We start from the raw sequence: 25,010 nt of genomic DNA, 5'->3' as shown, positions 1-25,010 counted from the left end.
AGCGTCCAGTCGGAGGAACGTTGGCGCCACCCAAACAGTCAATCTCCTAACTGCAAGGAGAATTGCCCAATGAAACGTCGCTACAGTTGGCCACTATGGACCGTCGCCGGGCTGGTGGTCGTACTGGTTGCCTTGAACATCGCGCTGCCCTACCTGGTGCGTAACTATTTGAACGAAAAGCTCGCCGACATGGGTGACTACCGTGGCGAAATCACCGACGTGGACTTGGCCTTGTGGCGCGGTGCGTACCGCATCAATGGCCTGAAAATCGTCAAGGTGGATGGCAAGGTGCCGGTGCCGTTCGTCAACGCGCCGCAGATCGAATTCGCCGTGAGCTGGCACTCGCTGTGGTACGACCATGCCGTGGTCGCAGAGGGGCATTTCGTCAATCCCGAGGTCAACTTCGTCGATGGCGGGGCGAACAAGCAGGCGTCCCAGACCGGTAAAGGCACCGACTGGCAGGAACAGTTGAGCAAATTGCTGCCAATCACCCTCAATGAAATGCGCATCGAAGACGGCAAGATCGCCTTCCACAACTTCAGTTCCAAGCCTGCGGTGAACATCAATGCGACGGCGGTCAACGCCAGTTTCTACAACCTCACCAACGTGGTGGACACTGAGGGCAAGCGCGACGCGCGTTTCGAAGGCAAGGCCCTGCTGCAAGGCCAGGCGCCGCTGGAAGCCACGGCCACCTTCGACCCGCTGAGCGACTTCGAGGAATTCGAGTTCCGCTTCCGCGCCCGTGACTTGCAGCTCAAACGCATGAATGACTTCGCCTCTGCCTATGGCAAATTCGACTTCAAGTCCGGCACCGGCGACGTGGTGGTCGAAGCGCAGGCGGAAAAAGGCCAACTGAGCGGCTACATCAAGCCCTTGCTGCGCAATGTGGAAGTCTTCGACTGGAAGCAGGACGTGGAAGACAAGGACAAGAACATCTTCCGCTCGATCTGGGAGGCCGTGGTCGGCGCCAGCGAGACGGTGCTGAAAAACCAGCGCAAGAACCAGTTCGCCACCCGCGTTGAACTGAGCGGCAGCGTGCACCAGCAGGATGTCAGTGCGTTCTCTGCGTTCCTGGCGATATTGCGCAACGGTTTCGTCCAGGCGTTCAATGCACGCTACGAGCAACCCAAGCCCAGTACAGACTAAATGTGGGAGCTGGCTTGTTTGGGAGCTGGCTTGCCTGCGATAGCATCACCGCGGTGCAACTGATACACCGCAGTGCCTGCATCGCGGGCAAGCCCGGCTCCCACAGAAGCCCCGCTCCCACACGAGCACGCCTCCACAGCTGGAGTGACTGGCCATTCAGAGACTGAATAACCCGTCTGCGTTCACAGTCGCCGGGGCCGCGCGGTATAGTCCGGGCATTGATGAATCCGAGGAATGACCGATGAAGTTCGAAGGCACCCAGGCCTACGTTGCCACCGATGACCTGAAACTGGCCGTGAACGCCGCCATTACTCTGGAGCGTCCATTGCTGGTCAAGGGCGAACCCGGCACCGGCAAGACCATGCTCGCCGAGCAACTGGCCGAATCCTTCGGCGCCAAGTTGATTACCTGGCACATCAAATCCACCACCAAGGCCCATCAGGGCCTGTACGAGTACGATGCGGTCAGCCGCCTGCGCGACTCGCAATTGGGCGTGGACAAGGTGCACGACGTGCGCAACTACCTGAAAAAGGGCAAGCTCTGGGAAGCCTTCGAATCCGACGAGCGGGTGATCCTGCTGATCGACGAAATCGACAAGGCCGACATCGAATTCCCCAACGACCTGTTGCAAGAACTCGACAAGATGGAGTTCTACGTCTACGAAATCGACGAGACCATCAAGGCCAAAAAGCGCCCGATCATCATCATTACTTCCAACAATGAAAAAGAGCTGCCGGACGCGTTCCTGCGCCGCTGCTTCTTCCACTACATTGCCTTCCCGGATCGCACCACCCTGCAAAAGATCGTCGACGTGCACTACCCCGACATCAAGAAAGACCTGGTCAGCGAAGCGCTGGATGTGTTCTTCGATGTGCGCAAAGTGCCGGGCCTGAAGAAAAAACCCTCCACGTCCGAACTGGTCGACTGGCTCAAGCTGCTGATGGCCGACAACATCGGCGAAGCGGTGCTGCGCGAGCGCGACCCGACCAAGGCCATCCCGCCGCTGGCCGGCGCGCTGGTAAAAAACGAGCAGGATGTGCAGTTGTTGGAGCGTCTGGCGTTCATGAGCCGTCGCGGTAATCGATAATGTTGCTCAACCTGTTCAATGAAATGCGTGCGGCCAAGGTGCCGGTGTCGGTGCGCGAGCTGCTCGATTTGATCAACGCGCTGAAACAGCGCGTGACCTTCGCCGACATGGACGAGTTTTACTACCTGGCCCGCACGATCCTGGTGAAGGATGAGCGGCATTTCGACAAGTTCGACCGCGCGTTCGGTGCCTACTTCAATGGCCTCGAGAAGCTTGACGATCATCTGCAGGCGCTGATTCCCGAAGACTGGCTGCGCAAGGAATTCGAGCGCTCGCTCAGCGACGAAGAACGCGCGCAGATCCAGTCCCTGGGCGGCCTCGACAAACTCATCGAAGCATTCAAGAAGCGCCTGGAAGAACAGAAAGAACGCCACGCCGGCGGCAACAAATGGATCGGCACCGGCGGCACCAGCCCGTTCGGCTCCGGCGGCTACAACCCCGAAGGCATTCGCGTGGGCGACGCCGGCAAGCGCCAGGGCAAGGCGGTGAAAGTCTGGGACCAGCGCGAGTACAAGAACCTGGACGACCAGGTCGAGCTGGGCACGCGCAATATCAAGATCGCCCTGCGCCGCCTGCGCAAGTTCGCGCGCCAGGGTGCGGCCGAAGAGCTGGATATCGACGGCACCATCGACCACACCGCCCGCGATGCCGGCTTGCTGAATATCCAGATGCGCCCGGAGCGACGTAACACCATCAAGTTGTTGCTGCTGTTTGATATCGGCGGCTCGATGGACGCCCACGTGAAGATCTGCGAAGAGCTGTTCTCGGCGTGCAAAACCGAGTTCAAGCACTTGGAGTACTTCTACTTCCACAACTTCGTGTACGAGTCGGTGTGGAAGAACAACCAGCGCCGCACCTCGGAGCGCACCTCCACCCAAGACCTGCTGCACAAGTACGGCGCCGATTACAAAGTGATCTTTATCGGCGACGCGTCGATGGCGCCGTATGAGATCACCCAGCCCGGCGGCAGCGTCGAGCACTGGAATGAAGAGGCCGGATATGTGTGGATGCAGCGCTTCATGGCCAAGTACAAGAAGCTGATCTGGATTAATCCGTATCCGAAGGACACCTGGGGGTATACGGCGTCGACCGGGATCGTGCGGGAGTTGGTGGAGGACCAGATGTATCCGCTGACGCTGCGTGGGCTTGAGGAAGGGATGCGCTTTCTCTCGAAATAGGCGGTGGATTGACCGGCGTCATCGCAGGCAAGCCAGCTCCCACAGGGGAATGTATTCCAGGGTTGAAATACAGTCTGAATGTGGGAGCTGGCTTGCCTGCGATGCTCTTAGCAGTCTACAAAACGCTGCAAAAAGTCGAGATGCTGCCGATGCGCCGTCGCCTGCACCACCGGCGCCAACCGCACCTTCTCCCCCGGCAGACACTGCGCCAGACGCGCCAGCGACAACGGCGTCAACGCGCCAAGACGCGGATAACCACCAATTGTTTGCCGATCATTGAGCAACACAATCGGCTGCCCATCCGGCGGCACCTGAATCGCCCCCAATGGAATCCCTTCAGAAATCAGCGACGGCCCTTGATACTGCAACGGCGTGCCCAGCAGGCGCATGCCCATGCGGTCGGCGCGGCTGTCCAGGGCCCAGTCGGTGTTGAACGCGTCGAACAGGCTTTGCCCGCTGAACTGGCCGATCTGGGCGCCGATAATCACATCCAATGGGACCTTGGTCTGCGGGCCTGGATCGCTCAGCACCTTCATCGCACCGCCCGTACCGGAATAAGCCAGGCGCCCGCCTACGGCCAATGCCTTGCCGAAACCGTCCACCCCACCCAGCTCCTCACGCACAACGGTGGCGCAGCTGCCGAGCACATCCGGCGCATCAAACCCACCCGGTGCCGCGAGGTAGGCCCGCGCACCGCTGAACGGCTGGGTGAAGCGCAAACGCTGGCCCTTTTGCAGGATAAAACTGCGGCCGGGGCTGATGGCGCGCTCGTCGATAAAGGCGCCCAAGTCCGCACCGGCCAGTGCCAGCAGGCAATAATCCTCGGCCTGTACGGTGAAGCCCCCCAGGGTGATTTCGACCACCGGCGCGTCCAGCGCATTGCCCAGCAACCAGTTGGCCCAAAACATCGACACCCAGTCCAGCGCCCCACCCTGGGTCACGCCCAGGTGACGCACGCCAAAGCGGCCGGCGTCCTGCAACAGGCACAGCGGTGTGCTGGCCTCGATGATCAAGCGGCTCATGCCTGCGCCTCCAACGGCGTGTCATCGCCACCCAGGTTGATGAATTCGGCGTGGTCGACCGGCTCAAAACGCACCGTGTCGCCGGGCTGCATCAGGCTGTAGCCGTCGCGCTCGCGGTCGAAGAGTTTGGCCGGTGTGCGGCCGATCAGGTTCCAGCCGCCCGGAGAAACCACCGGGTAGGCGGCGGTTTGTCGTTCGGCAATGCCGACGCTGCCGGCGGCCACACGTTTGCGCGGGGTATTGAGGCGCGGCGCGGCAAGGCGCTCGTCCACCAGCCCCATAAAGGCGAAGCCAGGCGCGAAACCGAGGGCAAATACCTGGTACTCATGGGCGCTGTGGCGGCGGATCACCTCGTCTACGGCCAGGCCACTCCGCTGGCTGAGTAATGTCAGCTCCGGGCCGACGCTCAGGTCGTACCACACCGCCAGCACATGGCACTGGCCACTGCCCCGGGACTGGGGCTGCAGGTTGGTGAGTGCCTGGTCGATCAGCTCGCGTGCCTGTGCCGGGCTCAAGGCGCTGAGGTCGTAATGCACCATCAAGGTGCTGTAGGACGGCACCAGGTCCACCAGGGCTGCACCAAACCCGCTGCGCAGGCCTTGGGCAGCGGCGAGCATCCACGGCATATTGGCTTCGGCAATCTCGTCAAACAGACGCACCATCAGGCAGTCGATGGCCACCACTTCAATGCGCGGCTTCATGCTGGCTTCAATGCCTCGCGAATGCGCTGCACCGCCGCGACCGAGCTGGCGTTGTCGCCGTGCACGCACAAGGTATCGGCTCGCAGGATCAGCGGGCTGCCGTCACTGGCCGTCAGATTTTCGCCACGGGAAATCGTCAGGGCTTGTTGCACGATGATCTCGGAATCATGGTGCACAGCGCCAGGCAACTGGCGCGACACCAGATGGCCCCGGGCGTCGTAGGCACGGTCGGCGAAGGCTTCGAACCACAGTGTCACGCCGTACTCATCGCCCAAGGCCTGGGCCGCGCTGTTGTCGCGGGTGGCCAGCAGCATCAGCGGCAATTCGCCATACGCGGCGACGGCCTGGATGACTGCGCGCAGTTGCACAGGGTTGGCCATCATGTCGTTGTACATCGCGCCGTGGGGTTTGACGTAGCTGACGCGCCCGCCCTGGGCGCGGCAGATGCCGTCGAGGGCGCCGATCTGGTAGTGCAACAGGTCCTGGATTTCCTGCGGCGTGTAGGCCATGGAGCGGCGACCGAAGCCTTGCAGGTCCTGGTACGCCGGGTGCGCGCCGATTTGCACGCCGTGCTTGAGCGCCAGGCTGACGGTTTTGCGCATGATGCTCGGGTCGCCGGCATGGAAGCCGCAGGCCACGTTGGCGCAATCGATAAACGGCATGACCTCGGCATCCAGACCCAGGGTCCAATTGCCAAAGCTTTCGCCGATGTCGCAATTGAGTAAAAGACGGCTCACGGCTTGGTGCTCCTGTAGGCTTTGTTATTTTGTAGTGTGGGATTTATTACGCCGAACGCGCAACTTGTCCTCACACCCCAACGGCGCTTATCGTGGAATGACTCGATTTTTGGCGCTGGCCCGGTGCGGCGTCCAACTAATAAAAACCGATCCATGCATAAGAAAAAGTTGATCCCATGAATTTGAAGTTCCTCGAAACCTTCGTCTGGGTGGCCAAGCTCAAGAGTTTCCGCCTGACCGCCGAGAAGCTGTTCACCACCCAGGCGTCGATTTCCAGCCGTATCGCGGTGCTGGAAAGCGAATTGGGCGTAAAGCTGTTTCTGCGCGATTCGCGCGGCGTGAGCCTGACGCCGGAAGGCTTGAAGGTGCTCGATTACGCCGAGCAGATGATGGTGACCATGCAGGGCCTGAAGCAGTCCCTAGAAACCTCCAGCAGCAAGGTCGGGCGCATCCGCATCGGCGCAATGGACACGGTGATCCACACCTGGCTCAGCCCGTTTGTGGCGGAACTGATGGACCATTTCCCCCGGGTGGAAATTGAGTTGGTCGCCGATACCGCGCTTAACCTCAGCGATCAGCTGCAAAAAGGCTTCCTCGACCTGATCCTGCAAACCGACCTGCTGCGCCTCGAAACCGTGCGCAGCCTCGAGCTGGCGAGCCATCCCATGGCCTGGATCGTCGCGAGCCAGTCGATCTACCACCGCGACTATGCCTCACTCGCCGAGCTGGCCCAGGAACGCATCATCACCTACTCGAAAAACTCCCACCCGCACCAGGACGTGATCAGCCTGATGCAGGCCAACGGTGTGGCCGCACCACGGATGAACTGTGTCAACTCGGTCTCGGCGATTACCCGGTTGTTGCGTGATGGCTTTGGGATTGGCGCGTTGCCGCCGGTGCTGGTCAGGGAGGAACTGGCGCGTGGCGAGTTGGTGATGCTGCCGATGGCGCAGCGCCTGCCGAACTTGCAGGTGGTGGTGTCGTGGCGCGTGGGGGTGGAGTTGGTGGAGGAGATTGTGGGGTTGTGCCAGAAGGTCGTTGCCCGCTACGCCGAAGAGGTTGGCGAAGAGCGGATGTTACTGAATAAACCCGATTAAAACTGTGGGAGCTGGCTTGCCTGCATCGCAGCCTGGGTATCTGCACATCTTCCGAGGCGCATAAGCAATGTGTAGTGAGCGGGCTTGTCCCGCGCTGGGTGGCGAAGCCGCCCCAATAAAGACACCGCGCAGTTTCAGACAAAGCCAATTCGCCTGGTTTGGGGCCGCTTCACGCCCAGCGCGGGGCAAGCCCGCTCACTACAGAGAGATATGTCAGGCTGTGTAGATACCAATGGCTATCGCAGCTCCCACATTGACCAAGGCGGCCTTCAGAGGCCTTTGAGGTCACGCTCTTCGATCGGTCGGCTCTGGCGCAGGCGCCGACCGCCCAACACCACCCAATCGATCAGACGGAACAGGCACTCGATGCCAAACGACAGCAGCATCGCCCCGCCCAGTCCCCAGCCCATCGCTTCGGGGGTCAACAGGATCTGGTAGCTGTAGCCATTCCAGGTTTCCTGGCGGATGTCTGGATCCGCCGCGACCGCCACTTGCAGGGCGCGGATATACCACGGGCCTTGCATGGCCTGGAATTGCTTGTCCAACGCCACCCGGCGGTCGAGCATCGCGCCGAGGCTGTTGGCGTCGCTCTGGAACACCGGGTCATCACTGGCGCGGTAATGCGCTACCAACGCCTGCAGATCCCCGTTGAAGAACTGCCGCGCGGTGGTTTCAAACCCGCTAAGGCCGGTCTGCGCCTCGATCAGGTGGGCCTCGACGCGCTTGGCGTAGTCATTGATGAAACCCGGCACTTGCACACCGACCAACAGGCCAATGGCAAACAGCACCAACCGCAGATAACTGAGCAACATGATCGATATCCTTACTCGGTAACGCCCTGGCTGACGCATTCACCGCGTCGCCACAGGCTCCATTGGCCCGGTTCGTAGCGGGTCCAGTTTTCATTGTCGGTCAACGGCTCGGTGGCGATCACGGTGACCACGTCATTGGGCGTGGTTTCAGCCTGAAAATCGACGATCACGTCGACATCTTTCAAGCGCGCCGGGCCAAAGGGCGCGCGGCGGGTAATCTGTGCCAGCTTGGTCGAGCAATAGCAAAACAGCCAGTCGCCGTCGCTGAGCAGGCAGTTGAACACGCCTTTGCTGCGGTATTCGGCGCAGGCAGCGATCAGTTCCGGCAGGACCTTTTCAAGGTCCACCGGCTCGGGGAAGGCTTCGCGCACACGGTTGAGCAAATCGCAGAACGCCGCCTCGCTGTCGGTATCGCCGACCGGGCGGTAGAAGGTCGCGCGCGGGTTGAAATCCGCCAACTGGCCGTTATGGGCGAAACACCAGTTGCGGCCCCACAGCTCGCGTACGAACGGATGGGTGTTGGCCAGGCTGACCTTGCCGACGTTGGCCTGGCGGATGTGACCAATCACCACTTCACTCTTGATCGGGTAACGCTGCACCAGCAACGCCACTTCCGATTCACTGCTCGCGGCCGGGTCCTGGAACAGGCGCAGGCCACGGCCCTCATAGAAGGCAATGCCCCAACCGTCACGGTGGGGACCGGTGCGCCCGCCGCGCTGCATCAACCCGGTAAAGCTGAACACGATATCGGTGGGGACGTTGGCACTCATGCCCAATAATTCACACATGCCGGGGCTCTCGATGCAGGGCGGACAACGTTAAAGGCGCGGTTCGACCCGCATGCCGCTCACCGGAGCGGGACGCCGAAAAGGCACGTCGTCTTCGTCTTCAGGCGGTTCGGCGGCCAGTGCCGCATCGGTGGCGGCCTTGCGCTCGCGGCGGGCGTTGGCGGCGCGCTCGATGGGCCAGCGGATCAGCACAATCACCAGGTACACGCCAAAGGCGATCAGGGTGTACATGAACAAATCGGAAATAGCCCGCCAGGCGTTATTGCCGACCTTGAGCACCAGGTCCAGGGCGGTGATGGCCACGGCCGGCGCGAACTGGGTCTTGACCGGGTCGACGATGGTCGGGCTGAACAGCAACACCGCCATCAGCAATTGCAGCGGCTCGCGCAACCAACGCCAGATCCAGCGGGTCATGCGCCACCACACCAACAGGCAGCCCAAAGCAGCGAAGGCGTAAAGGCCCCAAGCGGTCAGATAATCGTTCTCGGTCATGGTGTCCATGGCAAGGTTGGCAAACAGGCGGCTATGATAACGGCTTTTGCGAGTCGCGGCTGCAATGCCTGCCACCGTCCGCCCGATAGAGAATAATCCATGCCTACATCGCTCCCCCCGATTGCCCGCAAGGCCCAAGGCCCGGATCCGTACGCCTGGCTGCAAGAACGTGACAGCGCCGAGGTGCTCGACTACCTCAAGGCCGAGAACGCCTGGCAGGAATCGCAGCTCGCCGATCAGCAAGCGCTGCGCGAAACCCTGTTCGAAGAGATCAAGGGCCGCATCCTCGAGACCGACCTGTCGCTGCCCTCGCCGTGGGGCCCGTATCTTTATTACACCCGCACCACCGCCGGCGACGAATACGCGCGCCACTACCGCTGCCGCCGCCCTGCCGATGACAGCCTCCAAGTGGATGAAAGCAGCGAGCAACTGCTGCTGGACCCCAACGCACTGGCCAATGGCGGTTTCTTCTCCCTCGGCGCGTTCAGCATCAGCCCCAACCACCAGCGCCTGGCCTACAGCCTCGATACCAGCGGTGAAGAGATTTACACCCTGTACGTGAAGGAACTGGCCACCGACAAAGTCAGTGAACTGGCGTTCGAGAACTGCGACGGTAGCATGACTTGGGCCAATGACAGCCTGACCCTGTTCTTCGGCGAACTGGACGACACCCACCGCCCGCACAAGCTGTATCGCTATCGCCTGGATGGCACGGCGGCGCAGGAAGTGTTCCACGAGCCCGACGGCCGTTTCTTCCTGCATTGCTACCGTTCAAGTTCCGAGCGCCAGTTGCTGCTCTCGCTTGGCAGCAAGACCACCAGCGAAGTCTGGGCGCTGGATGCCGACCAGCCGCACCTGGCGTTCACCTGCCTGGCGCCTCGGGTCGAAGACCATGAGTACGATGTCGACCACGGCCAATTGAACGGCGCGTGGACCTGGTTTATCCGCAGCAACCGGGATGGCATCAATTACGCGCTGTTCGTTGCGACCGACATCGGCGACGTGCCGACCGAAGATGAATGGCAAAACCTGATCCCCCACAGTGACGAGGTGATGCTCGACGGCGTGAGCCTGAACACCGGCGCCATGACCCTGAGCCTGCGCATCGGCGGCCTGCCGGTGATCGAAGTGCACCCGCAGGGCGTGCCGGCCTATCGCGTCGAATTGCCCGATGCGGCCTACAGCCTTTACGTGCAGAACAGCCTGGAATTTGCCAGCGACAGGATTCGCCTGCGCTATGAAGCCCTGAACCGCCCGGCCCAGGTACGCCAGCTGGAGCTTGCCAGCGGCGCGCAACAGGTGCTCAAGGAAACCCCGGTGCTCGGCGTGTTCAACGCTGACGACTACGTGAGCCAGCGCCTGTGGGCCACCTCGACGGATGGCACCCAGGTGCCGATCAGCCTGGTGGTCAAGCGCGACCAGCTCGGCAAACCCACGCCGCTGTACCTGTACGGCTACGGCGCCTACGGTTCGAGCCTTGACCCGTGGTTTTCCCATGCCCGCCTGAGCCTGCTGGACCGCGGCGTGGCGTTTGCAATTGCGCATGTGCGCGGCGGCGGCGAGCTGGGCGAAGCCTGGTACCGCAACGGCAAGCAGGAACACAAACAGAACACGTTCAGCGACTTTATCGCCTGCGCCGAACACTTAATCGCCGAAGGCCTGACCACGTCCAAACAACTGGTGATCAGCGGCGGCAGTGCCGGCGGTCTGCTGATCGGCGCGGTGCTCAACCAGCGCCCTGAGCTGTTCCAGGCGGCGATTGCCGAAGTGCCGTTCGTCGACGTGCTCAACACCATGCTCGACCCGGAGTTGCCGCTGACGGTCACCGAGTACGACGAGTGGGGCAACCCGCAGGAACCCGAGGTGTATGCACGCATCAAGGCCTATGCACCGTACGAAAACGTTCGCGCCCAAGCCTACCCGGCCATGCTGGTGATCGCCGGCTACAACGACAGCCGCGTGCAATATTGGGAAGCGGCCAAATGGGTGGCCAGGCTGCGCGACACTAAGACCGACGACAACCTGCTGCTGCTCAAGACCGAACTGGGCGCCGGCCACGGCGGTATGAGCGGTCGCTACCAGGGATTGCGTGACGTAGCGCTCGAATATGCATTTGTGTTCAAGGCACTGGGATTGATTTAGGAACTTAGCGCCGTGGTCCTGTCTGAACGAAGGACCACCCTACAAGATTGACGGACCAAGATTGCAGCCATGGCACAACCCACGCTACTGAATGACGAGATCCGCGACATGCTGATGGACTGCGGCCTGTTCGATCCCCTGCTGCCGGAAGATTTCCACATCGCCGCCGGCTACTTCAATATCAGCAGCATTGCCCGTGACGAGGTGATTTTCCTTGAGGGTGATGCCGGTACCTTCATGTGCATCATCCACAGCGGCCAGGTGGCGGTGCAGAAAACCAACCCTGACGGCCAGCGCCTGACCATCGCCACCCTGCGCAGCGGCCGGGCCTTTGGCGAAATGGCCGTGCTCGACGGCGAGCGGCGTTCGGCCAGTTGCGTGGCCGCCAGTGATTGCGTGCTGTTGAACCTGGGCAAGGATTCCCTGGAAAAGATGCTCAACGAAGCGCCCAGGGTCGCCGCCAAGATCATCCGCGCCATCGCCATCGCCCTGTCAAAACGCCTGCGCATGGCCGACGGGCAGCTTATTTCTCAACAGTGCTAACCGCCGGGCGTCTTTGGCTTGCTGTCGTTTTGCTGCAGGCCGGGCACGGTCTGGTCTTTGGGCGGCGTTGGCAGCACGATGGGCACCAGGGGCGGCGAGCCGTTGGTCTTCGGCACCGCTGGCGGGGTGACTTGCGGGTACAGCGTCGGCGTCGGGGTGCCCGGCGCGCCTGGTGTCGGGGCGGGGGCGACCGGTACGGTTTGCAACTCCTGAGCCTGCGTCGCAGCGGATGCGAGCGCACTCAACACAATGACCGTTAGAATGCTGCACTTCATCGATGGCTCCATGGCCTGACCGGAATGCCCCAAGGCTACTCCCAACCGCGCAAGAATGCCCTTCCCAATGAGATTTCCATGAAACGTTTCGTTCTGCTCGACACCACCCCGATCCCCGACAACGGCGGTGCCTTGTGCCTGTTCGAGTACGGTGAAGATTTTGTCATCAAGATCCAGGGCGGTGACGGCGGCCAGTTGATGAACACACGCATGCACGGTTCCGAAGATGCGCTGGCGCAAATTCCCTGCCGCAAAGTCGCCGGACGCCCGGACTCACGGGTGCTGATCGGTGGTTTGGGCATGGGGTTTACCCTGGCGTCGGCGCTCAAGCACCTGGGCAAGACCGCTGAAGTGGTGGTCGCGGAACTGGTACCGGGCGTTGTGGAATGGAACCGTGGGCCACTCGGCGAAAAGTCCGGCCGCCCGCTGCTGGACCCGCGCACCGTGATCCGCCTGGAAGATGTGGCCAAGGTGCTGCAAGCCGAGCCCCAGGGTTTTGACGCGATTATGCTGGATGTGGACAACGGCCCCGAAGGCCTCACGCAAAAGGCCAACAGCTGGCTTTACTCCGCCGGTGGCCTGGCCGCGTGCGCCAAGGCCCTGCGCCCCAAAGGTGTGCTGGCGGTGTGGTCGGCCAGCGCCGACAGGCTGTTCAGCGACAAACTGCGCAAGGCCGGTTTCAAGGCCGAGGAAGTGCAGGTATTTGCCCATGGCAACAAGGGCACCCGGCACACCATCTGGATTGCCGAAAAGCTCAAGGGCTAATTGCGCCGTGAACGGCTAGAATCAAGCCTGTCCGTGACCACCAAAATATAGGAGCCATGATGAGCTCAACCAACCCGCCCTCCCACACCGCCAAGCTGGATCGCATCCTCGCCGATGCCCAGCGCGACCGTGAAATGGGCTACCGCGACAAAGCCTTGAAAATGTACCCCCACGTGTGCGGCCGTTGCGCCCGTGAATTCGCCGGCAAACGCCTGAGCGAACTGACCGTGCACCACCGCAACCACAATCATGACGACAACCCCCAGGACGGCTCCAACTGGGAGTTGCTGTGCCTGTATTGCCATGACAACGAACACTCGCGCTACACCGACCAGCAGTATTTCGGCGAAGGCTCCACCAGCAGCCCGACGATTGCCAAGGCGACGCACAATCCGTTTGCGGCGTTGGCGGGGTTGATGAAGAAGGACTGACGCTCTTCGCTGGCAGTCATGCCGCTATCGCAGGCAAGCCAGCTCCCACATTTGACTGTATTCACACACTCAAAAATGTGGGAGCCGGGCTTGCCCGCGATAGCGATAGCCCAAACACTACATTCCTCAAGGCCGTATAATTGCGTTTTTTTCGCCAAGGCACCCTTCCCCGTGGGCAATAAACGCTACAGCTGCATCGGTCTGTATAACCCCAAATCCCCCGAAAACGTCGGTTCGGTCATGCGTGCCGCCGGCTGCTACGGCGTGGCCTCGGTGTTCTACACCGGCGTGCGTTACGAGCGCGCCCGGGACTTCATCACCGACACCAAGAAGGTCCATCACGACATTCCGCTGATCGGCATCGATGACCTGAAGAAAATCCTGCCCCTGGGCTGCATTCCCGTTGCGGTGGAACTGGTGGAAGGCGCCCGTCCCCTGCCTGAATACACCCACCCCGACCGTGCCCTGTACATTTTCGGCCCGGAAGACGGCTCCCTCGATAAAGAGATCCGCGACTGGTGCGAAGACGTGGTCTACATCCCGACGACCGGCTGCATGAACCTCGCGGCCACCGTCAACGTGGTGCTCTACGACCGCCTGGCCAAAGGCAACAACACCCGTTCGGGTCCCAAGTACTGATATTTTCGGAACATCCGACACCTGCGGACAGTCAGCCTATTATCACTAGCCCTTGTTGGAGACAGATCATGAGCGACAGCAAAACCATGCGCCCTATCATCGAACACACCCCATTCCAGACCCAGCCCACGCAAAACGTGCACGGCTGGGAACGCTTCGGCTCGGTGGCCGGCGGCGCGATAATGGTGGGCAAAGGCCTGCGCCGTGGTGGGATTTTCGGTTTGGTCCAGGTGGCAATCGGCGGCATGGCGTTGGCCCGTGGTTTCACCGGGCACTGCTCGCTCAAAGACAAGCTGGAACACGGCCGCCAGGAAATGAACAGCGTGCGCGCGAAGATCGAGCGCGCCGGGGATGAGCTGAGGAACCTGAAGACCCAGGCGGAAGTGGCGGCTGAGAACGTCGTAAAAACCACTGACTGACGGTGATCTCTCCTGTGTTGAAGTTCTAAATGTGGGGGCGGGCTTGCTCGCGAATGCGGTGGTTCAGATTGCACATGTATTGGCTGACACACCGTATTCGCGAGCAAGCCCGCTCCCACATTTGGTCTTCGTTACTTTAAGCATTGCGTTCATTTAAATGACTGACATTGGCCCGGCGTCCTCTTCCTACACTCTCCTTGTCTAGCCCGCGCGAAAAATCAGGTAATCCTCCCAGTCGTCCTCCGGCACGCTGCCTTCGCTGAGCATGCGTCCGGACTGGGAAATGCGTTCGTGGTGCACTGCATCGCGGTCGCCGCAGACCAGGTGATGCCACAGCGGCAAATCCTTGCGTTCACTGACCAGGCGATAGCCGCAGGTCGGCGGCAGCCATTTGAACTGGTCGGCCTGGCCCGGCGTGAGCTGGATGCAATCGGGCACGGATGCGCGCCGGTTGGGATAGTCGGTGCACTGGCAGGTCTTCAGGTCCAGCAGTTTGCAGGCGATGCGCGTGTAATAGACGCTGTTGTCATCTTCATCCTCAAGCTTTTGCAGGCAGCACAGGCCACAGCCGTCGCACAACGACTCCCACTCCTCCTGGTCGAGGTGTTCAAGGGTTTTGCGTATCCAGAAAGGTTCGACTTTGGCGGCCATGGCTCTGCATCAGTATCGGTAGGTGAAAAGGCCGCCAGTCTAGTGCCCACGGCCCCTGGGGCCAAGTGCTTGCGACTGGCGGTGCTGCCGCACTTGTCAGTCCGGTGGCCGCGCAGTAGCTTTGGACGCCGTATTGACCATCAGGAACCGCTCATGACACGTGTTGCCGACTATCCGATCCATCCGCAGTTCACCGACCGCTGGTCGCCTCGCGCCTTCACCGGCGAGCGCATTTCCAAGGACACCCTGCTGAGCTTCTTCGAAGCCGCGCGCTGGGCGCCTTCGGCGTACAACTCGCAGCCCTGGCGTTTTCTCTATGCGCGCCGTGACACACCGGACTGGGAACGCTACCTGGGCCTGCTCAATGAATTCAACCGTGGCTGGGCGCAGCATGCGTCCGCCCTGGTGATCATCGCCTCCAAGACCGATTTCGTCGCCCCTGGCGCCACCGAAGAAACCCCGGCGCTGTGGCACACCTTCGACACCGGCTCGGCCTGGGGCCACCTGGCGCTGCAGGCCAGCCTCAGCGGCTGGCACACCCATGGCATGGCCGGCTTCGATCAGGAACTGACACGCAAAACGCTGAACATCCCGCAAGGTTATGCGCTGCATGCCGCCGTGGCGATCGGCAAGCTGGGCGACAAGTCGACCCTGCCCGAGTACCTGCAAGGCCGTGAAATGCCGAGCCCGCGCAAGCCGTTGAGCGAACTGGTGTGCGAAGGTGATTTCAGCCTTTAAACCTTGCGCAAAACCAATGCGGGAGCGGGTTTGCTCGCGAATGCGGTGTGACCGTCACGGATGTGCTGACTGATCCACTGCATTCGCGGGTAAGCCCGCTCCCACATTTTTTGTTCCGCGTCGTGTCAGTAACCGCGCTCGAAATCCACTTCCCCGCGCAATGCTTGCCCGGCCTGGTACGCACGCACGTTGTGCACAAACAACTCCACCATCAACTCAGGCGAAGTCGGCGCCGAGCTGTGACCGGTCAAGAGCAGGCCCCAGGCGGTCCAAAAGGGATGACGTTGCGGCAATGGTTCCTGGCGGCACACGTCGATCACCGCGCCGGCCAGGTGCCCCTCTTTCAGGGCTTCAACCAGATCGGCATCCACCACCGCCACGCCGCGCCCGACGTTGATAAACAACCCGGTCGGCTTGAATTGCTTGAACAGTGCGGCGTCGTACAGATCATGGGTGTCGGGTGTGTTGGGCAGCAGGTTGATTACATAATCAACCTCTCCCACCAGCCGGCCAAACTGATCGAGCCCGGCGACTTCGATAAACGGCGCCTGCTCGCGGGCCTGGCTGGCGATGCCGTACAGCTTGACGCCAAACGGCACCAGGAATTGGGCGACACTCTGGCCGATATCGCCGGTGCCGACGATCAATACCTTGCGCCCCGCCAGGCTCTGGCCGGTGCGGCTGTCCCATTTGCGCTCGACCTGGCTGACCAGACGCGCCAAGACTTCGCGCTCGTGGCCGAGCATGTAGGTGAGGACAAATTCAGCCATGACCTGGCCATAGATGCCGACCGCGCGGGTCAGGCGATAGTCGCGGGGCAGGCCTTCGGCCAGCAACGGGGTGATGCCGGCCCAGGTCGACTGCAGCCATTGCGGGTGATGGCCCTGGCGCAACAGCGTTGCGAGCAGGTCCGGCTGGCCCAGCCATACCGGACAATCGGCGGCCAGGCGCGACAGCTCGGCCGAATCGCCGCTGGTCAGCACCTCCAGGTCCGGTGCAGCTTCGCCCAGCAATTGGGCGTAGAGCGGGTGATCCTGTTCAGCAATCAGAACACGCATGGTTCAAACCTTTCAAAAACAGTGCAGACGGCCGCCCGCATCCTTACGGCCACCGCCCACGTGTACGATTTCATTGATAACGGTGCCGCGCATGAGGCACCCAGCGATCACATCGGGTCGTTGCGACGCAGCAGCTCTTCGGGCAGGTGTTCGATGTACTCGTCTTCGGCCGGCGGCATTTGCAGGTGGTAACCCTGTTTGTCGAGGTTTTCCAGGACCACGGCAATGTCTTCGCGCGACAGCTTGCGCGCAGGCGTCAACACCATATCGAATGCGTGGTGTGGCTTGCCGAAGGCGGCCATCAACGGTTCCGGCACGCGCTCCAGGGCATCACTTTTGAGCACATAGAGGTACATGCCGTCTTTTTTCAAGCTGCGGTAGATGGAGCAAATACGTTTCAAGGCTGTTCTCCGGCGCAGGCCAGGCTGTCTAGCAGCGCCTGGCCCATCAGCTCGCGGCGCCAGCCACGCAACGAGTCTGGCAATTTATAAGGCCCATCGGGGTAGCCACTTTTGACCAGGGCTTCGAGGGTTTTCTTGCGCAGCATCAGTTCCGGCGCCATGTCCAGACGCTCGGCGAACGTTTGGCCCAGGGCACGCAATTGCTTGATCAAGGCGGCGGCTTCCACCGGCAACGGCTCGGCAACGGCCGGTGGCCATTGGTCCATGGGCGCGCTGCCGGCACGCTTGATCAGGTCCAGCAGGAACTGGCCGTCCTGGCGTACGGTGCGTGGGTGCATGTCTTCAATCTTGCCCAGGGCGGCGAGGTTATCCGGCTGAGATTTGGCCAGGGGCCACAACGCGTGTTCGCGAATGATGCGGTTGCGCGGCAGGTCACGGGCACGGGCCTGCTGCTCGCGCCAGGCGCACAGTTCACGCAGCACGGCGAGCTGGGCGCGGGAGAGTTTCCACGCCAGCTTGGCGTCGCGGTACACCTCGTTCGGGTCGACTTCGCGACGCAGGTTGGCGACCAACTCGGCGCCGTCTTCCAGCACCCAGGCGTACTTGTCGTCAGACAATCGCGGACGCAGGCGGATGTAGACCTCGGCCAGGTGCACCGCGTCTTCCGCGGCGTAGCTGATCTGCGTGTCGGACAATGGCCGCTGCAACCAGTCCGAACGGGTCTCACCCTTGGGCAACTCGATATCCAGCACGGCTTGCACCAGCCGCGAATAGCCCATGGAGAAACCGAGGTTCAAGTAAGCCGCAGCCAGTTGGGTGTCGAACAGCGGCGCCGGCAGGCTGCCGGTCAGGCGCAGCAACACTTCCAGGTCTTCGCTGCACGCATGCACCACCTTGATCACCGCCGGGTTCTCCAGCAAGGCGGCCAAGGGTTGCCAGTTGTCGATGGTCAGGGGATCGATCAGGTAAGCGCGTTGGCCATCACCGATCTGGATCAGCCCGGCAATGGGATAAAAGGTGTCGACCCGCATGAATTCGGTGTCGAGGGCGACGAATGGCAACTGCTGCCATTCGGCGCAATGCTGGCCGAGGCTATCGTTGTCGCAGATCCAGTGAATATCGATGGCCACACGGCTCTCCCTTGAAGAATGGCGCGCAGTATATATCGCGAAAGGGGCTTGCGAGCATCCGCAGTGCACAGGCGACCATGAAAACTCAGACAGACATTGAAGAATAGTCCGACAGGCGGGGCTTATCCTCTCTTACGCAGCACGTAGACCCGCCACAGGTTTGAGCCCGGCATGAACTCCTGGTGATTCAGGACCTTGAAACCGGCCAGGCGAAACTCGTCCTCTACGGCGGTTCGCGAGTTGACGGAGACAATCACGGTGTCGCGGCTGACCCGGTGAAACTCGCGCAATAACGCCAGGCGCCCTTCGCTGCTGGGCACATGGCGAAACAATTCCAGGCAGAAAATGCAATCCACCGCGTTCGCTGACAAGCCGATGGTAAACGCCGAGCCCTGGAACGTCTTGACCCGCTTGAGCAGCGACGCCGGATGATGGCTGCGGGCATGATCGAGCATGTCCTGGGAATTATCCGACGCCAGGATTACCCGGTTGACGTGCTCGGCCAACACCGGCCAGAAGCGCCCGGAGCCGCACGCCAGGTCCAGCACCAGCCCAGGCTCGCCGGCAACTTTTAGCGCCTGGCGCACCAGCCACTCGTCGCGCCATGACGCCAGGCGCCGCCGCAGCCCGGGCGGGCGCGTATCGCCGCAGGCCCGGGCATGTTCCCGGCCGCAGCGTTCGGCGTATTCGATCTCGATGGAGGACGGAGGTTGTGTCAACATCGCGGGCTCATGTAAGTGGAACAGTAGTGAACGACCTTGACCCGCAGCTTAAACAGGGCAACGTGAAAAAAAGGTTGAAGCCTGCTGAAAATAATGACTGCCCACCCCTGCCCCGAGGACTCGACCGCATGAAAGCTGCTTTTGCTCTGTGTGTATTGGCCAGTCTGGCTACCACCGCCCTGGCCGACCCCGCCCCGTCGCGCCTTGACGAGGTGCTCCAACGCGGCACGCTGACTGTGTGCACCACTGGCGACTACAAGCCTTACACCTCGCTGCGCGCCGATGGCCGCTATGAAGGCATCGACATCGCCATGGCCGAGTCCCTGGCCAAGAGCCTCAACGCAAAAATCCAATGGGTGCCCACCACCTGGAAAACCCTGATGCCCGACTTCCTTGCCCAGCGCTGCGACATCGGCGTGGGCGGGATTTCGGTGTCGCTGGAACGCCAGAAAAAAGCCTTCTTCAGCCAATCCCTGGGCGTCGATGGCAAGATCCCGCTGGTGCGCTGCACCGATGTGCAGCGCTACCAGACCGTCGAGCAGATCAACCAGCCCCAGGTGCGGGTGATCGAGCCCGCAGGCGGCACCAACGAAGTGTTCGCCCGCGCTCATCTGGGCCAGGCGCAAATCCGCCTGCATGACAATGTCACCATTTTCGATGAACTGCTGGCGGGCAAGGCCGATGTGATGATCACCGACGCCAGCGAAGCGCGTTACCAGCAGAAGCAGAAGCCCGGGCTGTGCGCGGTAAACCCCGAACGGCACATGCAGTACAGCCAGAAAGCCTTCCTGTTGCCCCGTGATGACGTGGCGTGGAAGAGCTATGTCGACCAATGGCTGCACCTGAGCGTCGCCACCGGGGTGTATGACGGCATCGTCAATCAGTGGCTGGCGGCGCCTTGAGCCACAGCCGTCTACGCTGTGGTCACACCAACAATAATGAGGGACGAAACATGAAGGGACTGCTCTGCATCACCTGGCTGCTGCTGTTGTGTTTCGGCCAGGTGCACGCTGCAACGGAACAGGATGAGGATGCCCAGGCCGCCAAGGCGCTGCTGGAAAAAGCCTTGGCTTATTACCAGAGCAACGGCGACAAAGCCTTTGCGGCATTCAGCCGGCAGGGCGAATTCATCGACCAGGACCGCTATGTGTTTGTGGTCGACACAAAAGGCGTGTTGCTGGCCAGTGGCGGGCCCTCCTCCGCCCTGATCGGCCGCGATGTGTCCGAAGTCCTGGGCCCGGACCTGCGTCAGTCGTTCAAGGATGCGCTCAAGGTACCGGAAGGCCAGGGCATCCAGCAGGCCGACTACCGCTGGCAGAACTGGAACGACGGCAAGGTCGAGCACAAGCACGTGTTCTACCAGCGTGTGGGCGAACGCATCCTGGCGGTGGGTTACTACTTGCCGCGGGCCACGCCGGAACAGGCGCGGGCCCTGCGCAACAAGGCGGTGAATGCGCTGCTCAAGGATGAAACCGGCACGCTCAAGGCCATCAATTCATTGCAGGGCGGTTTCCTGCAGGATGATCTCTATGTGTTTGTGGTGGACCTTGATACCCAGCGCTACGTGGCCCATGGCACCACCCTGCGGCTGATCAATACCGACTTTCGCAAGATCAAGGACCCCGACGGCAAACCGGTGGGCGAGCCGATTCTCAAGCTGATGGCCGAGCAGGACCAGGGGGAATACAAATACCGTTGGAAAAACCCGGTGACCGGCAAGGTCGAGAACAAGCATGCGTATGTGCGCAAGGCGGGGCACTTCATGGTGGCGGTGGGTTACTACAGCCCTTGATAGACCGTTGAAATACGATCGCCTGTGGGAGCTGGCTTGCCTGCGATAGCGGTGGGCCAGTGAATACATTTGTTACTGATATACCGCCATCGCAGCATAGGTATCTACACATTTTGTAGTGAGCGGGCTTGTCCCGCGCTGGGCTGCGAAGCCGCCCCAAACCAGGCGACCGGGGTCTAGCTGGAGGGCTGCGGGTGTCTTTATTGGGGCGGCTTCGCCACCCAGCGCGGGACAAGCCCGCTCACTACAGGGAGATTTGTCAGCCTTAGAAAGTTGTGTAGATACCTATGGCTATCGCAGGCAAGCCAGCTCCCACATTTGATCTCCAGCGTGTCAGTTATTTCGCCTTGTCCTCACGACCGCGCAACACCCGGTTGGGCATTGCAATTGCCGCCGCCAACCCCAGCAGCGACACGGCCGCGCTGACCATCAGCAAATGCCGGAACGTCACCGCCAGTTCCTCGCGCAGGGTGTCCTGCGTGGGGCCGGGGGCGGCGTTGAGGCCGTCGAGCAGCACGTTGCCCGAACGGCCCTCGGCCCCCAGCGCGCCGCTGGCCAGGTGGGCGAAGCTGGAATCCTGCAACAGCGCCAGCAGCAGCGCCGACATGCAGGCCACCCCGACGGCCCCGCCCAGGGAACGGAACAGGTTGGTGGTGCTGGTGGCGACGCCGATGTCGCGCTGGTCCACCGAGTTTTGCGTGCCCACCAGCGAGGTGGGAAATTGCATCCCGGCCGCGATCCCGCACAGCAGCATAAACACTGCCGTGAGCCCCACCGCCTGGGGCGCGCTGAAGGCCATGCCGAGGATCGCAAAGGGGCTCAACAGCGCCCCGCTGAGAATCATCGGTTTATAGCGCCCGGTCACCGAGGTCATGCGCCCGGCAAAATAGGCGCCCATCGGCAAGCCCATCGCCAGCGGCAGCAAATGCAGGGCCGCGCTGTCGGCACCGGAGCCGGTCACGGTCTGGTAACGCAGCGGCATCAGCACGGTCAGGGAGATCGCCTGGAAGCTGGTGAAGAAAATCGTGCACCAGCACAACACCGCGTTGCGGTTGGCGAACAGATGCATCGGCAACAACGGCTCCCGCGCACGACGCTCGTGCCACACAAACAGCGTCAACGCCACCAGCGCACATCCCAACAGGCCCAGTACCTCGCTGTCGCGCCATTGATGGCCCTGGCCGATTTCGGTGATACCCAACAGCAATGCCGTCAGGCCGATGATCATCAGCAGCGTACCCAGATAATCGATGATCGGCTTGCGCTGCGGCACCGGCAGTCCCGCCAGGGTGCGATGGGCGACGTACCAGGCGCCGGCGCCCAGTGGCAGGTTGATCAGGAACACCCAGCGCCACGACAGGTACTCGGTCATGTAGCCGCCAAGCACCGGCCCGGCCACGCTGGCCACGGCGTACATGCTGCTGAAATACCCCTGGTAGCGGCCGCGCTCACGGGGCGGGATGATATCGCCGATGATCGCCTGGCTCACCGAAATCATGCCGCCGGCGCCGATGCCTTGAAGGATCCGCGCCAGCACCAGTTGCTCCATGCTTTGCGCCATGCCACAGAACAGCGACGCCAGGGTAAACAGGCCCATGCCGATCAGCATCATCGGCCGGCGCCCGTAGAGGTCGCCCAGCTTGCCGTAGATAGGCACCGCCACGGTCATCGCCACCATGTAGCCGGAGATGACCCAGGCCAGCAGGTTGACGTCGTGGAACTGCGCCGAAATCGCCGGCATGGAGACCGCGACGATGGTCTGGTCCAGGGCGCCGAGAAAAATCGCCATCATCAATGAGGCGAGGATGCTGCGCACGGCAGGAAGCGGCGGAACGGGCTGATTGAGGTGCGTCACGGCAGGACCTTCGAGCAAGGCCCGCGGGAAAAGGCGGCCCGCGGGAATGCTGGATACGATAGCAGGCTATTCGATAGCTTCGTAAGGAAGTCCGACGTAATTTTCCGCGATGGTCTTGCGACCCGCCTCGGAGTGGATGAAGTATTCAAGCTCACTCTCGGCGATGCGCTGGCTGAAGCCGTCGGCCTCGGGAAACTCATGCAACATCGAGGTCATCCACCAGGAAAACCGTTCGGCCTTCCACACCCGCCGCAGGCAAATGGCGGAATAGCGTTCGAGCAAATCCACCCGCCCCTCGGCGTAGACCTTGAGCAGGATCCGGTACAGGGTGCTCACGTCACTGGCGGCCAGGTTCAAGCCTTTGGCCCCGGTGGGCGGCACGATGTGCGCTGCGTCGCCGAGCAGGAACAGGCGCCCGTACTGCATGGGTTCCACCACAAAACTGCGCAGTGGCGCGATGCTTTTTTCGATCGACGGGCCGGTCACCAGCTGCGCGGCAAGCTGGCTCGGCAGACGGGTTTTGAGTTCATCCCAAAACCTTGCGTCGGGCCATTCGTCCAGAGGCTCGTCGACCGGCACTTGCAGGTAATAGCGGCTGCGCGTCGGCGAGCGCATGCTGCACAGCGCGAAACCGCGCGGGTGCCTGGCGTACACCAGTTCGGCATGCACCGGCGGCGTGTCGGCGAGCATGCCCAGCCAGCCGAACGGGTAGACCCGCTCGAACACCTTGAGTGAATCAGCCGGGATCGATTGGCGCGCAACGCCGTGGAAACCATCGCAACCGGCGATATAGTCACACTCCAGGCGAAAGGCTTCGCACTGATGCTCAAACGTCAGCCAGGGCTTATCACTTTTGAGACCGTGGGGCTGCACGTCATGGGCCTCATACAGGGTGGTGGCGCCGGCTGCGCTGCGGGCCGCCATCAGGTCGCGGGTGACTTCGGTCTGGCCGTAGACCATCACCGACTGGCCACCGGTCAAACCCTTGAGGTCGATATGGGTGAGGTGGCCATTGAGCGCCAGCTCGAATCCATCATGCACCAGGCCTTCGCTGTCCATACGCCGGCTGACGCCCGCCTGCCTCAGCAGGTCGACCATGCCTTGTTCCAGCACCCCGGCGCGGATACGGCCCTGCACATACTCGGCGCTCTGGCGCTCCAGGATGAGGGTCTGGATACCGGCGTTATGCAGCAGTTGGCCAAGCAACAGTCCGGAAGGACCGGCGCCGATAATGGCGACTTGGGTTTTCAGCGTTTTCATTATTTTTATGGCCTGCAAGTTCCACTCGAACGGATTGAGCGAATGAGTTGTCTTTGTCATGTGGCAGACATTTTTCACTTGAGCGAGCAGCATAAGAAGGTGAAAACTGAGCCAAAACCTGCACTTTTTACCAATCGGGGCGGTTATCGCCCACTCTGCCGAGCATCGGATTGAACCATGACCAACACCGCGATTCCGGTCTTCAAGCTTTACGGGGAAAGCCAGCAATGGCCAACGCCCGATTTGTTGCACTGCGAAACCATTTCCCGGCGCAGCAGGGAATACCAGTGGGAAATCCAGCCCCACCGGCACGCGGATCTGTGCCAGTTGTTGTACGTGCACAAAGGCCAGGCCCAGCTGGAAATCGAAGGCCGGCGCACCACGCTTAATGAAGCGAGCCTGCAAGTATTACCACCGTTGTGTGTGCACGGGTTTCGCTTTTCCGAGGACGTCGAGGGCTATGTGTTGACGCTCGCAGCCCCGCTGGTCAGCCATCTGCAGGCACAACTGGGCGCGACGGTAGACGGCTTGCAGACATTGGGCAGCTACCCGGCCGGCAAGGACAGTGATTACCTCAACAGTCAGTTCGCCCGTTTGCAGGATGAGTACTCGGATCAACAGCCGGCGCGAGACATGATGATGCACGCACTGGTCAGCGTGTTGCTGGTGTGGATCAGCCGCCAGGCCATCCAGCGTCGCCATCCGCGCACGCAAAGGGGACGTGACTATTTCCGACGCTTTACCCAGTTGGTCGAACAGCATTACCGCGAACATCCGAAGATCGAGGACCTGGCCCACCAGTTGGGCATTTCGGTCTCACACCTGAACGGCACGTGTCGGGAATTGGGTGGCCAGCCTGCGCTGCAGATCATGCATGACCGCCAGTTGCTGGAGGCCAAGCGCTTGTTGACCTACACCAGCATGACCATCAATGAAATGTCAGAGGTGCTGGGGTTTTCCGACCCCACCAACTTCTCTCGGCTGTTTCGCCGCCGGGTCGGGTTTTCACCCAAGGCGTTTCGCGAGCAACTGTAGTGAGCGGGCTTGCCCCGCGCTGGGCTGCGTAGCGGCCCCAAACCAGGCGACCCGGTTGTATCTGGAGCACCGCAGTGTTTTTATTGGGGCCGCT

General features: G+C 61.6%; 28 protein-coding genes. 14 read left to right on the top strand and 14 right to left on the bottom strand.

What is annotated here, in order from left to right:
• Window positions 1-69 precede the first annotated feature (69 nt).
• The 3 genes from KVG91_RS17695 (at window position 70) to KVG91_RS17685 (ending at window position 3,411) form a co-directional block, all read left to right on the top strand.
• Window positions 70-1,146 (top strand): DUF748 domain-containing protein, encoded by a 1,077-nt coding sequence (locus KVG91_RS17695; RefSeq protein WP_169376622.1) that lies wholly within the window; start codon window positions 70-72, stop codon window positions 1,144-1,146.
• 241 nt (window positions 1,147-1,387) lie between these two features.
• Window positions 1,388-2,233, top strand: a complete 846-nt coding sequence (locus KVG91_RS17690; RefSeq protein WP_034112447.1) for an AAA family ATPase — start codon at window positions 1,388-1,390, stop codon at window positions 2,231-2,233.
• The gene (locus KVG91_RS17685; protein WP_169376623.1) at window positions 2,233-3,411 is read left to right on the top strand and encodes a vWA domain-containing protein; all 1,179 of its coding nucleotides are present in this window, start codon (window positions 2,233-2,235) and stop codon (window positions 3,409-3,411) included. Before KVG91_RS17690 ends, KVG91_RS17685 begins: the two co-directional genes overlap by 1 nt.
• A 107-nt stretch (window positions 3,412-3,518) precedes the next feature.
• Here the strand turns inward: KVG91_RS17685 and KVG91_RS17680 are convergent, their stop codons facing one another.
• The 3 genes from KVG91_RS17680 to KVG91_RS17670 are packed head-to-tail and all read right to left on the bottom strand — an operon-like array spanning window position 3,519 to window position 5,871.
• A complete protein-coding gene (locus tag KVG91_RS17680) occupies window positions 3,519-4,433 on the bottom strand; it encodes a 5-oxoprolinase subunit C family protein (protein ID WP_169376624.1) in 915 nt (304 codons plus the stop codon).
• Complete coding sequence (locus tag KVG91_RS17675) at window positions 4,430-5,134, bottom strand: 5-oxoprolinase subunit B family protein (RefSeq protein ID WP_169376625.1); 705 nt, start codon at window positions 5,132-5,134, stop codon at window positions 4,430-4,432. Before KVG91_RS17675 ends, KVG91_RS17680 begins: the two co-directional genes overlap by 4 nt.
• On the bottom strand, window positions 5,131-5,871 hold the full coding sequence (locus tag KVG91_RS17670; protein ID WP_169376626.1) for a 5-oxoprolinase subunit PxpA: 741 nt from the start codon (window positions 5,869-5,871) through the stop codon (window positions 5,131-5,133). The genes KVG91_RS17675 and KVG91_RS17670 overlap by 4 nt, the downstream gene beginning before the upstream one ends.
• 176 nt (window positions 5,872-6,047) lie before the next feature.
• On the opposite strand from KVG91_RS17670, the gene KVG91_RS17665 reads away from it, so the two are divergent.
• On the top strand, window positions 6,048-6,968 hold the full coding sequence (locus KVG91_RS17665) for a LysR family transcriptional regulator (protein ID WP_169376627.1): 921 nt from the start codon (window positions 6,048-6,050) through the stop codon (window positions 6,966-6,968).
• A gap of 269 nt (window positions 6,969-7,237) precedes the next feature.
• On the opposite strand, the gene KVG91_RS17660 is transcribed toward KVG91_RS17665, so the two are convergent.
• From KVG91_RS17660 to KVG91_RS17650, 3 genes are read right to left on the bottom strand one after another with little or no spacing between them, the layout of a single operon-like run.
• Entirely contained in the window at window positions 7,238-7,780 is a 543-nt protein-coding gene (locus tag KVG91_RS17660) for a DUF2937 family protein (protein WP_169375093.1), read from the bottom strand.
• An 11-nt stretch (window positions 7,781-7,791) separates the two neighbouring features.
• Window positions 7,792-8,568, bottom strand: coding sequence for a class II glutamine amidotransferase (locus KVG91_RS17655; RefSeq protein WP_169375092.1), 777 nt, complete (start codon window positions 8,566-8,568; stop codon window positions 7,792-7,794).
• 30 nt (window positions 8,569-8,598) lie between these two features.
• Entirely contained in the window at window positions 8,599-9,135 is a 537-nt protein-coding gene (locus tag KVG91_RS17650) for an MFS transporter (protein WP_169375091.1), read from the bottom strand.
• Between the two features lie 24 nt (window positions 9,136-9,159).
• Between KVG91_RS17650 and KVG91_RS17645 the strand changes: the two genes are divergently transcribed.
• Window positions 9,160-11,202, top strand: a complete 2,043-nt coding sequence (locus KVG91_RS17645; RefSeq protein WP_169375090.1) for a S9 family peptidase — start codon at window positions 9,160-9,162, stop codon at window positions 11,200-11,202.
• A 69-nt stretch (window positions 11,203-11,271) separates the two neighbouring features.
• Window positions 11,272-11,745 (top strand): cyclic nucleotide-binding domain-containing protein, encoded by a 474-nt coding sequence (locus KVG91_RS17640; RefSeq protein ID WP_169375089.1) that lies wholly within the window; start codon window positions 11,272-11,274, stop codon window positions 11,743-11,745.
• On the opposite strand, the gene KVG91_RS17635 is transcribed toward KVG91_RS17640, so the two are convergent.
• Window positions 11,742-12,020 carry a hypothetical protein gene (locus KVG91_RS17635; RefSeq protein ID WP_169375088.1) on the bottom strand — a complete coding sequence of 93 codons (279 nt, stop codon included), beginning with the start codon at window positions 12,018-12,020 and terminating at the stop codon, window positions 11,742-11,744. The two genes, KVG91_RS17640 and KVG91_RS17635, sit on opposite strands and share 4 nt — an antisense overlap.
• 78 nt (window positions 12,021-12,098) lie before the next feature.
• Between KVG91_RS17635 and KVG91_RS17630 the strand changes: the two genes are divergently transcribed.
• The 4 genes from KVG91_RS17630 (at window position 12,099) to KVG91_RS17615 (ending at window position 14,274) form a co-directional block, all read left to right on the top strand.
• Window positions 12,099-12,785 carry a spermidine synthase gene (locus KVG91_RS17630; protein WP_169375087.1) on the top strand — a complete coding sequence of 229 codons (687 nt, stop codon included), beginning with the start codon at window positions 12,099-12,101 and terminating at the stop codon, window positions 12,783-12,785.
• A 59-nt stretch (window positions 12,786-12,844) separates the two neighbouring features.
• Window positions 12,845-13,216: a YajD family HNH nuclease gene (locus KVG91_RS17625; protein ID WP_169375086.1), complete on the top strand. Its 372-nt coding sequence runs from the start codon at window positions 12,845-12,847 to the stop codon at window positions 13,214-13,216.
• Window positions 13,217-13,387: 171 nt separating this feature from the next.
• A complete protein-coding gene (locus KVG91_RS17620; RefSeq protein ID WP_003189607.1) occupies window positions 13,388-13,855 on the top strand; it encodes an RNA methyltransferase in 468 nt (155 codons plus the stop codon).
• Window positions 13,856-13,923: 68 nt separating this feature from the next.
• A complete protein-coding gene (locus tag KVG91_RS17615) occupies window positions 13,924-14,274 on the top strand; it encodes a YgaP family membrane protein (protein ID WP_169375085.1) in 351 nt (116 codons plus the stop codon).
• Between the two features lie 201 nt (window positions 14,275-14,475).
• On the opposite strand, the gene KVG91_RS17610 is transcribed toward KVG91_RS17615, so the two are convergent.
• Window positions 14,476-14,925 carry a YcgN family cysteine cluster protein gene (locus KVG91_RS17610; RefSeq protein ID WP_003172524.1) on the bottom strand — a complete coding sequence of 150 codons (450 nt, stop codon included), beginning with the start codon at window positions 14,923-14,925 and terminating at the stop codon, window positions 14,476-14,478.
• Window positions 14,926-15,078: 153 nt separating this feature from the next.
• Here KVG91_RS17610 and KVG91_RS17605 point away from each other — a divergent pair, with 153 nt between their 5' ends.
• Window positions 15,079-15,663, top strand: coding sequence for a nitroreductase family protein (locus KVG91_RS17605; RefSeq protein ID WP_169375084.1), 585 nt, complete (start codon window positions 15,079-15,081; stop codon window positions 15,661-15,663).
• 125 nt (window positions 15,664-15,788) lie between these two features.
• Here KVG91_RS17605 and KVG91_RS17600 read toward each other — a convergent pair whose 3' ends face one another.
• From KVG91_RS17600 to KVG91_RS17585, 4 genes are all read right to left on the bottom strand, one after another.
• The gene (locus KVG91_RS17600) at window positions 15,789-16,721 is read right to left on the bottom strand and encodes a D-2-hydroxyacid dehydrogenase (RefSeq protein ID WP_169375083.1); all 933 of its coding nucleotides are present in this window, start codon (window positions 16,719-16,721) and stop codon (window positions 15,789-15,791) included.
• Between the two features lie 107 nt (window positions 16,722-16,828).
• On the bottom strand, window positions 16,829-17,122 hold the full coding sequence (locus KVG91_RS17595) for a YcgL domain-containing protein (protein ID WP_076950253.1): 294 nt from the start codon (window positions 17,120-17,122) through the stop codon (window positions 16,829-16,831).
• Window positions 17,119-18,252, bottom strand: a complete 1,134-nt coding sequence (gene rnd / locus KVG91_RS17590) for a ribonuclease D (protein WP_169375082.1) — start codon at window positions 18,250-18,252, stop codon at window positions 17,119-17,121. Before rnd ends, KVG91_RS17595 begins: the two co-directional genes overlap by 4 nt.
• 122 nt (window positions 18,253-18,374) lie before the next feature.
• Window positions 18,375-18,974 (bottom strand): class I SAM-dependent methyltransferase, encoded by a 600-nt coding sequence (locus tag KVG91_RS17585; RefSeq protein ID WP_169376033.1) that lies wholly within the window; start codon window positions 18,972-18,974, stop codon window positions 18,375-18,377.
• A 128-nt stretch (window positions 18,975-19,102) separates the two neighbouring features.
• Between KVG91_RS17585 and KVG91_RS17580 the strand changes: the two genes are divergently transcribed.
• Together KVG91_RS17580 and KVG91_RS17575 are read left to right on the top strand one after the other, a co-directional pair.
• On the top strand, window positions 19,103-19,876 hold the full coding sequence (locus KVG91_RS17580; RefSeq protein ID WP_169376034.1) for a transporter substrate-binding domain-containing protein: 774 nt from the start codon (window positions 19,103-19,105) through the stop codon (window positions 19,874-19,876).
• 50 nt (window positions 19,877-19,926) lie between these two features.
• A complete protein-coding gene (locus KVG91_RS17575; protein WP_169376035.1) occupies window positions 19,927-20,766 on the top strand; it encodes a cache domain-containing protein in 840 nt (279 codons plus the stop codon).
• 337 nt (window positions 20,767-21,103) lie between these two features.
• Here the strand turns inward: KVG91_RS17575 and KVG91_RS17570 are convergent, their stop codons facing one another.
• Together KVG91_RS17570 and pobA are read right to left on the bottom strand one after the other, a co-directional pair.
• Window positions 21,104-22,621 carry an MDR family MFS transporter gene (locus KVG91_RS17570; protein ID WP_217894919.1) on the bottom strand — a complete coding sequence of 506 codons (1,518 nt, stop codon included), beginning with the start codon at window positions 22,619-22,621 and terminating at the stop codon, window positions 21,104-21,106.
• 66 nt (window positions 22,622-22,687) lie between these two features.
• Window positions 22,688-23,872 carry a 4-hydroxybenzoate 3-monooxygenase gene (gene pobA, locus KVG91_RS17565; RefSeq protein ID WP_404822450.1) on the bottom strand — a complete coding sequence of 395 codons (1,185 nt, stop codon included), beginning with the start codon at window positions 23,870-23,872 and terminating at the stop codon, window positions 22,688-22,690.
• A gap of 186 nt (window positions 23,873-24,058) precedes the next feature.
• Between pobA and KVG91_RS17560 the strand changes: the two genes are divergently transcribed.
• Complete coding sequence (locus KVG91_RS17560) at window positions 24,059-24,916, top strand: helix-turn-helix domain-containing protein (protein ID WP_169374655.1); 858 nt, start codon at window positions 24,059-24,061, stop codon at window positions 24,914-24,916.
• Window positions 24,917-25,010 lie beyond the last annotated feature (94 nt).

This window comes from Pseudomonas azadiae, assembly GCF_019145355.1.
Lineage (GTDB): Bacteria > Pseudomonadota > Gammaproteobacteria > Pseudomonadales > Pseudomonadaceae > Aquipseudomonas > Aquipseudomonas azadiae.
This window is presented reverse-complemented; position numbering and strand designations above follow the sequence as displayed.

Excerpts from the sequence above, each read along its gene's own strand:
- KVG91_RS17630 (WP_169375087.1), top strand. The coding sequence starts at position 12,099 with ATGAAACGTTTCGTTCTGCTCGACACCACCCCGATCCCCGACAACGGC.
- KVG91_RS17625 (WP_169375086.1), top strand. The coding sequence starts at position 12,845 with ATGAGCTCAACCAACCCGCCCTCCCACACCGCCAAGCTGGATCGCATC.
- KVG91_RS17675 (WP_169376625.1), bottom strand. The coding sequence starts at position 5,134 with ATGAAGCCGCGCATTGAAGTGGTGGCCATCGACTGCCTGATGGTGCGT.
- KVG91_RS17640 (WP_169375089.1), top strand. The coding sequence starts at position 11,272 with ATGGCACAACCCACGCTACTGAATGACGAGATCCGCGACATGCTGATG.
- KVG91_RS17615 (WP_169375085.1), top strand. The coding sequence starts at position 13,924 with ATGAGCGACAGCAAAACCATGCGCCCTATCATCGAACACACCCCATTC.
- KVG91_RS17665 (WP_169376627.1), top strand. The coding sequence starts at position 6,048 with ATGAATTTGAAGTTCCTCGAAACCTTCGTCTGGGTGGCCAAGCTCAAG.
- KVG91_RS17690 (WP_034112447.1), top strand. The coding sequence starts at position 1,388 with ATGAAGTTCGAAGGCACCCAGGCCTACGTTGCCACCGATGACCTGAAA.
- KVG91_RS17695 (WP_169376622.1), top strand. The coding sequence starts at position 70 with ATGAAACGTCGCTACAGTTGGCCACTATGGACCGTCGCCGGGCTGGTG.
- KVG91_RS17635 (WP_169375088.1), bottom strand. The coding sequence starts at position 12,020 with ATGAAGTGCAGCATTCTAACGGTCATTGTGTTGAGTGCGCTCGCATCC.
- KVG91_RS17685 (WP_169376623.1), top strand. The coding sequence starts at position 2,233 with ATGTTGCTCAACCTGTTCAATGAAATGCGTGCGGCCAAGGTGCCGGTG.
- KVG91_RS17585 (WP_169376033.1), bottom strand. The coding sequence starts at position 18,974 with ATGTTGACACAACCTCCGTCCTCCATCGAGATCGAATACGCCGAACGC.
- KVG91_RS17680 (WP_169376624.1), bottom strand. The coding sequence starts at position 4,433 with ATGAGCCGCTTGATCATCGAGGCCAGCACACCGCTGTGCCTGTTGCAG.
- KVG91_RS17645 (WP_169375090.1), top strand. The coding sequence starts at position 9,160 with ATGCCTACATCGCTCCCCCCGATTGCCCGCAAGGCCCAAGGCCCGGAT.
- KVG91_RS17600 (WP_169375083.1), bottom strand. The coding sequence starts at position 16,721 with ATGCGTGTTCTGATTGCTGAACAGGATCACCCGCTCTACGCCCAATTG.
- KVG91_RS17655 (WP_169375092.1), bottom strand. The coding sequence starts at position 8,568 with ATGTGTGAATTATTGGGCATGAGTGCCAACGTCCCCACCGATATCGTG.
- KVG91_RS17580 (WP_169376034.1), top strand. The coding sequence starts at position 19,103 with ATGAAAGCTGCTTTTGCTCTGTGTGTATTGGCCAGTCTGGCTACCACC.
- KVG91_RS17610 (WP_003172524.1), bottom strand. The coding sequence starts at position 14,925 with ATGGCCGCCAAAGTCGAACCTTTCTGGATACGCAAAACCCTTGAACAC.
- KVG91_RS17575 (WP_169376035.1), top strand. The coding sequence starts at position 19,927 with ATGAAGGGACTGCTCTGCATCACCTGGCTGCTGCTGTTGTGTTTCGGC.
- KVG91_RS17660 (WP_169375093.1), bottom strand. The coding sequence starts at position 7,780 with ATGTTGCTCAGTTATCTGCGGTTGGTGCTGTTTGCCATTGGCCTGTTG.
- KVG91_RS17605 (WP_169375084.1), top strand. The coding sequence starts at position 15,079 with ATGACACGTGTTGCCGACTATCCGATCCATCCGCAGTTCACCGACCGC.
- KVG91_RS17560 (WP_169374655.1), top strand. The coding sequence starts at position 24,059 with ATGACCAACACCGCGATTCCGGTCTTCAAGCTTTACGGGGAAAGCCAG.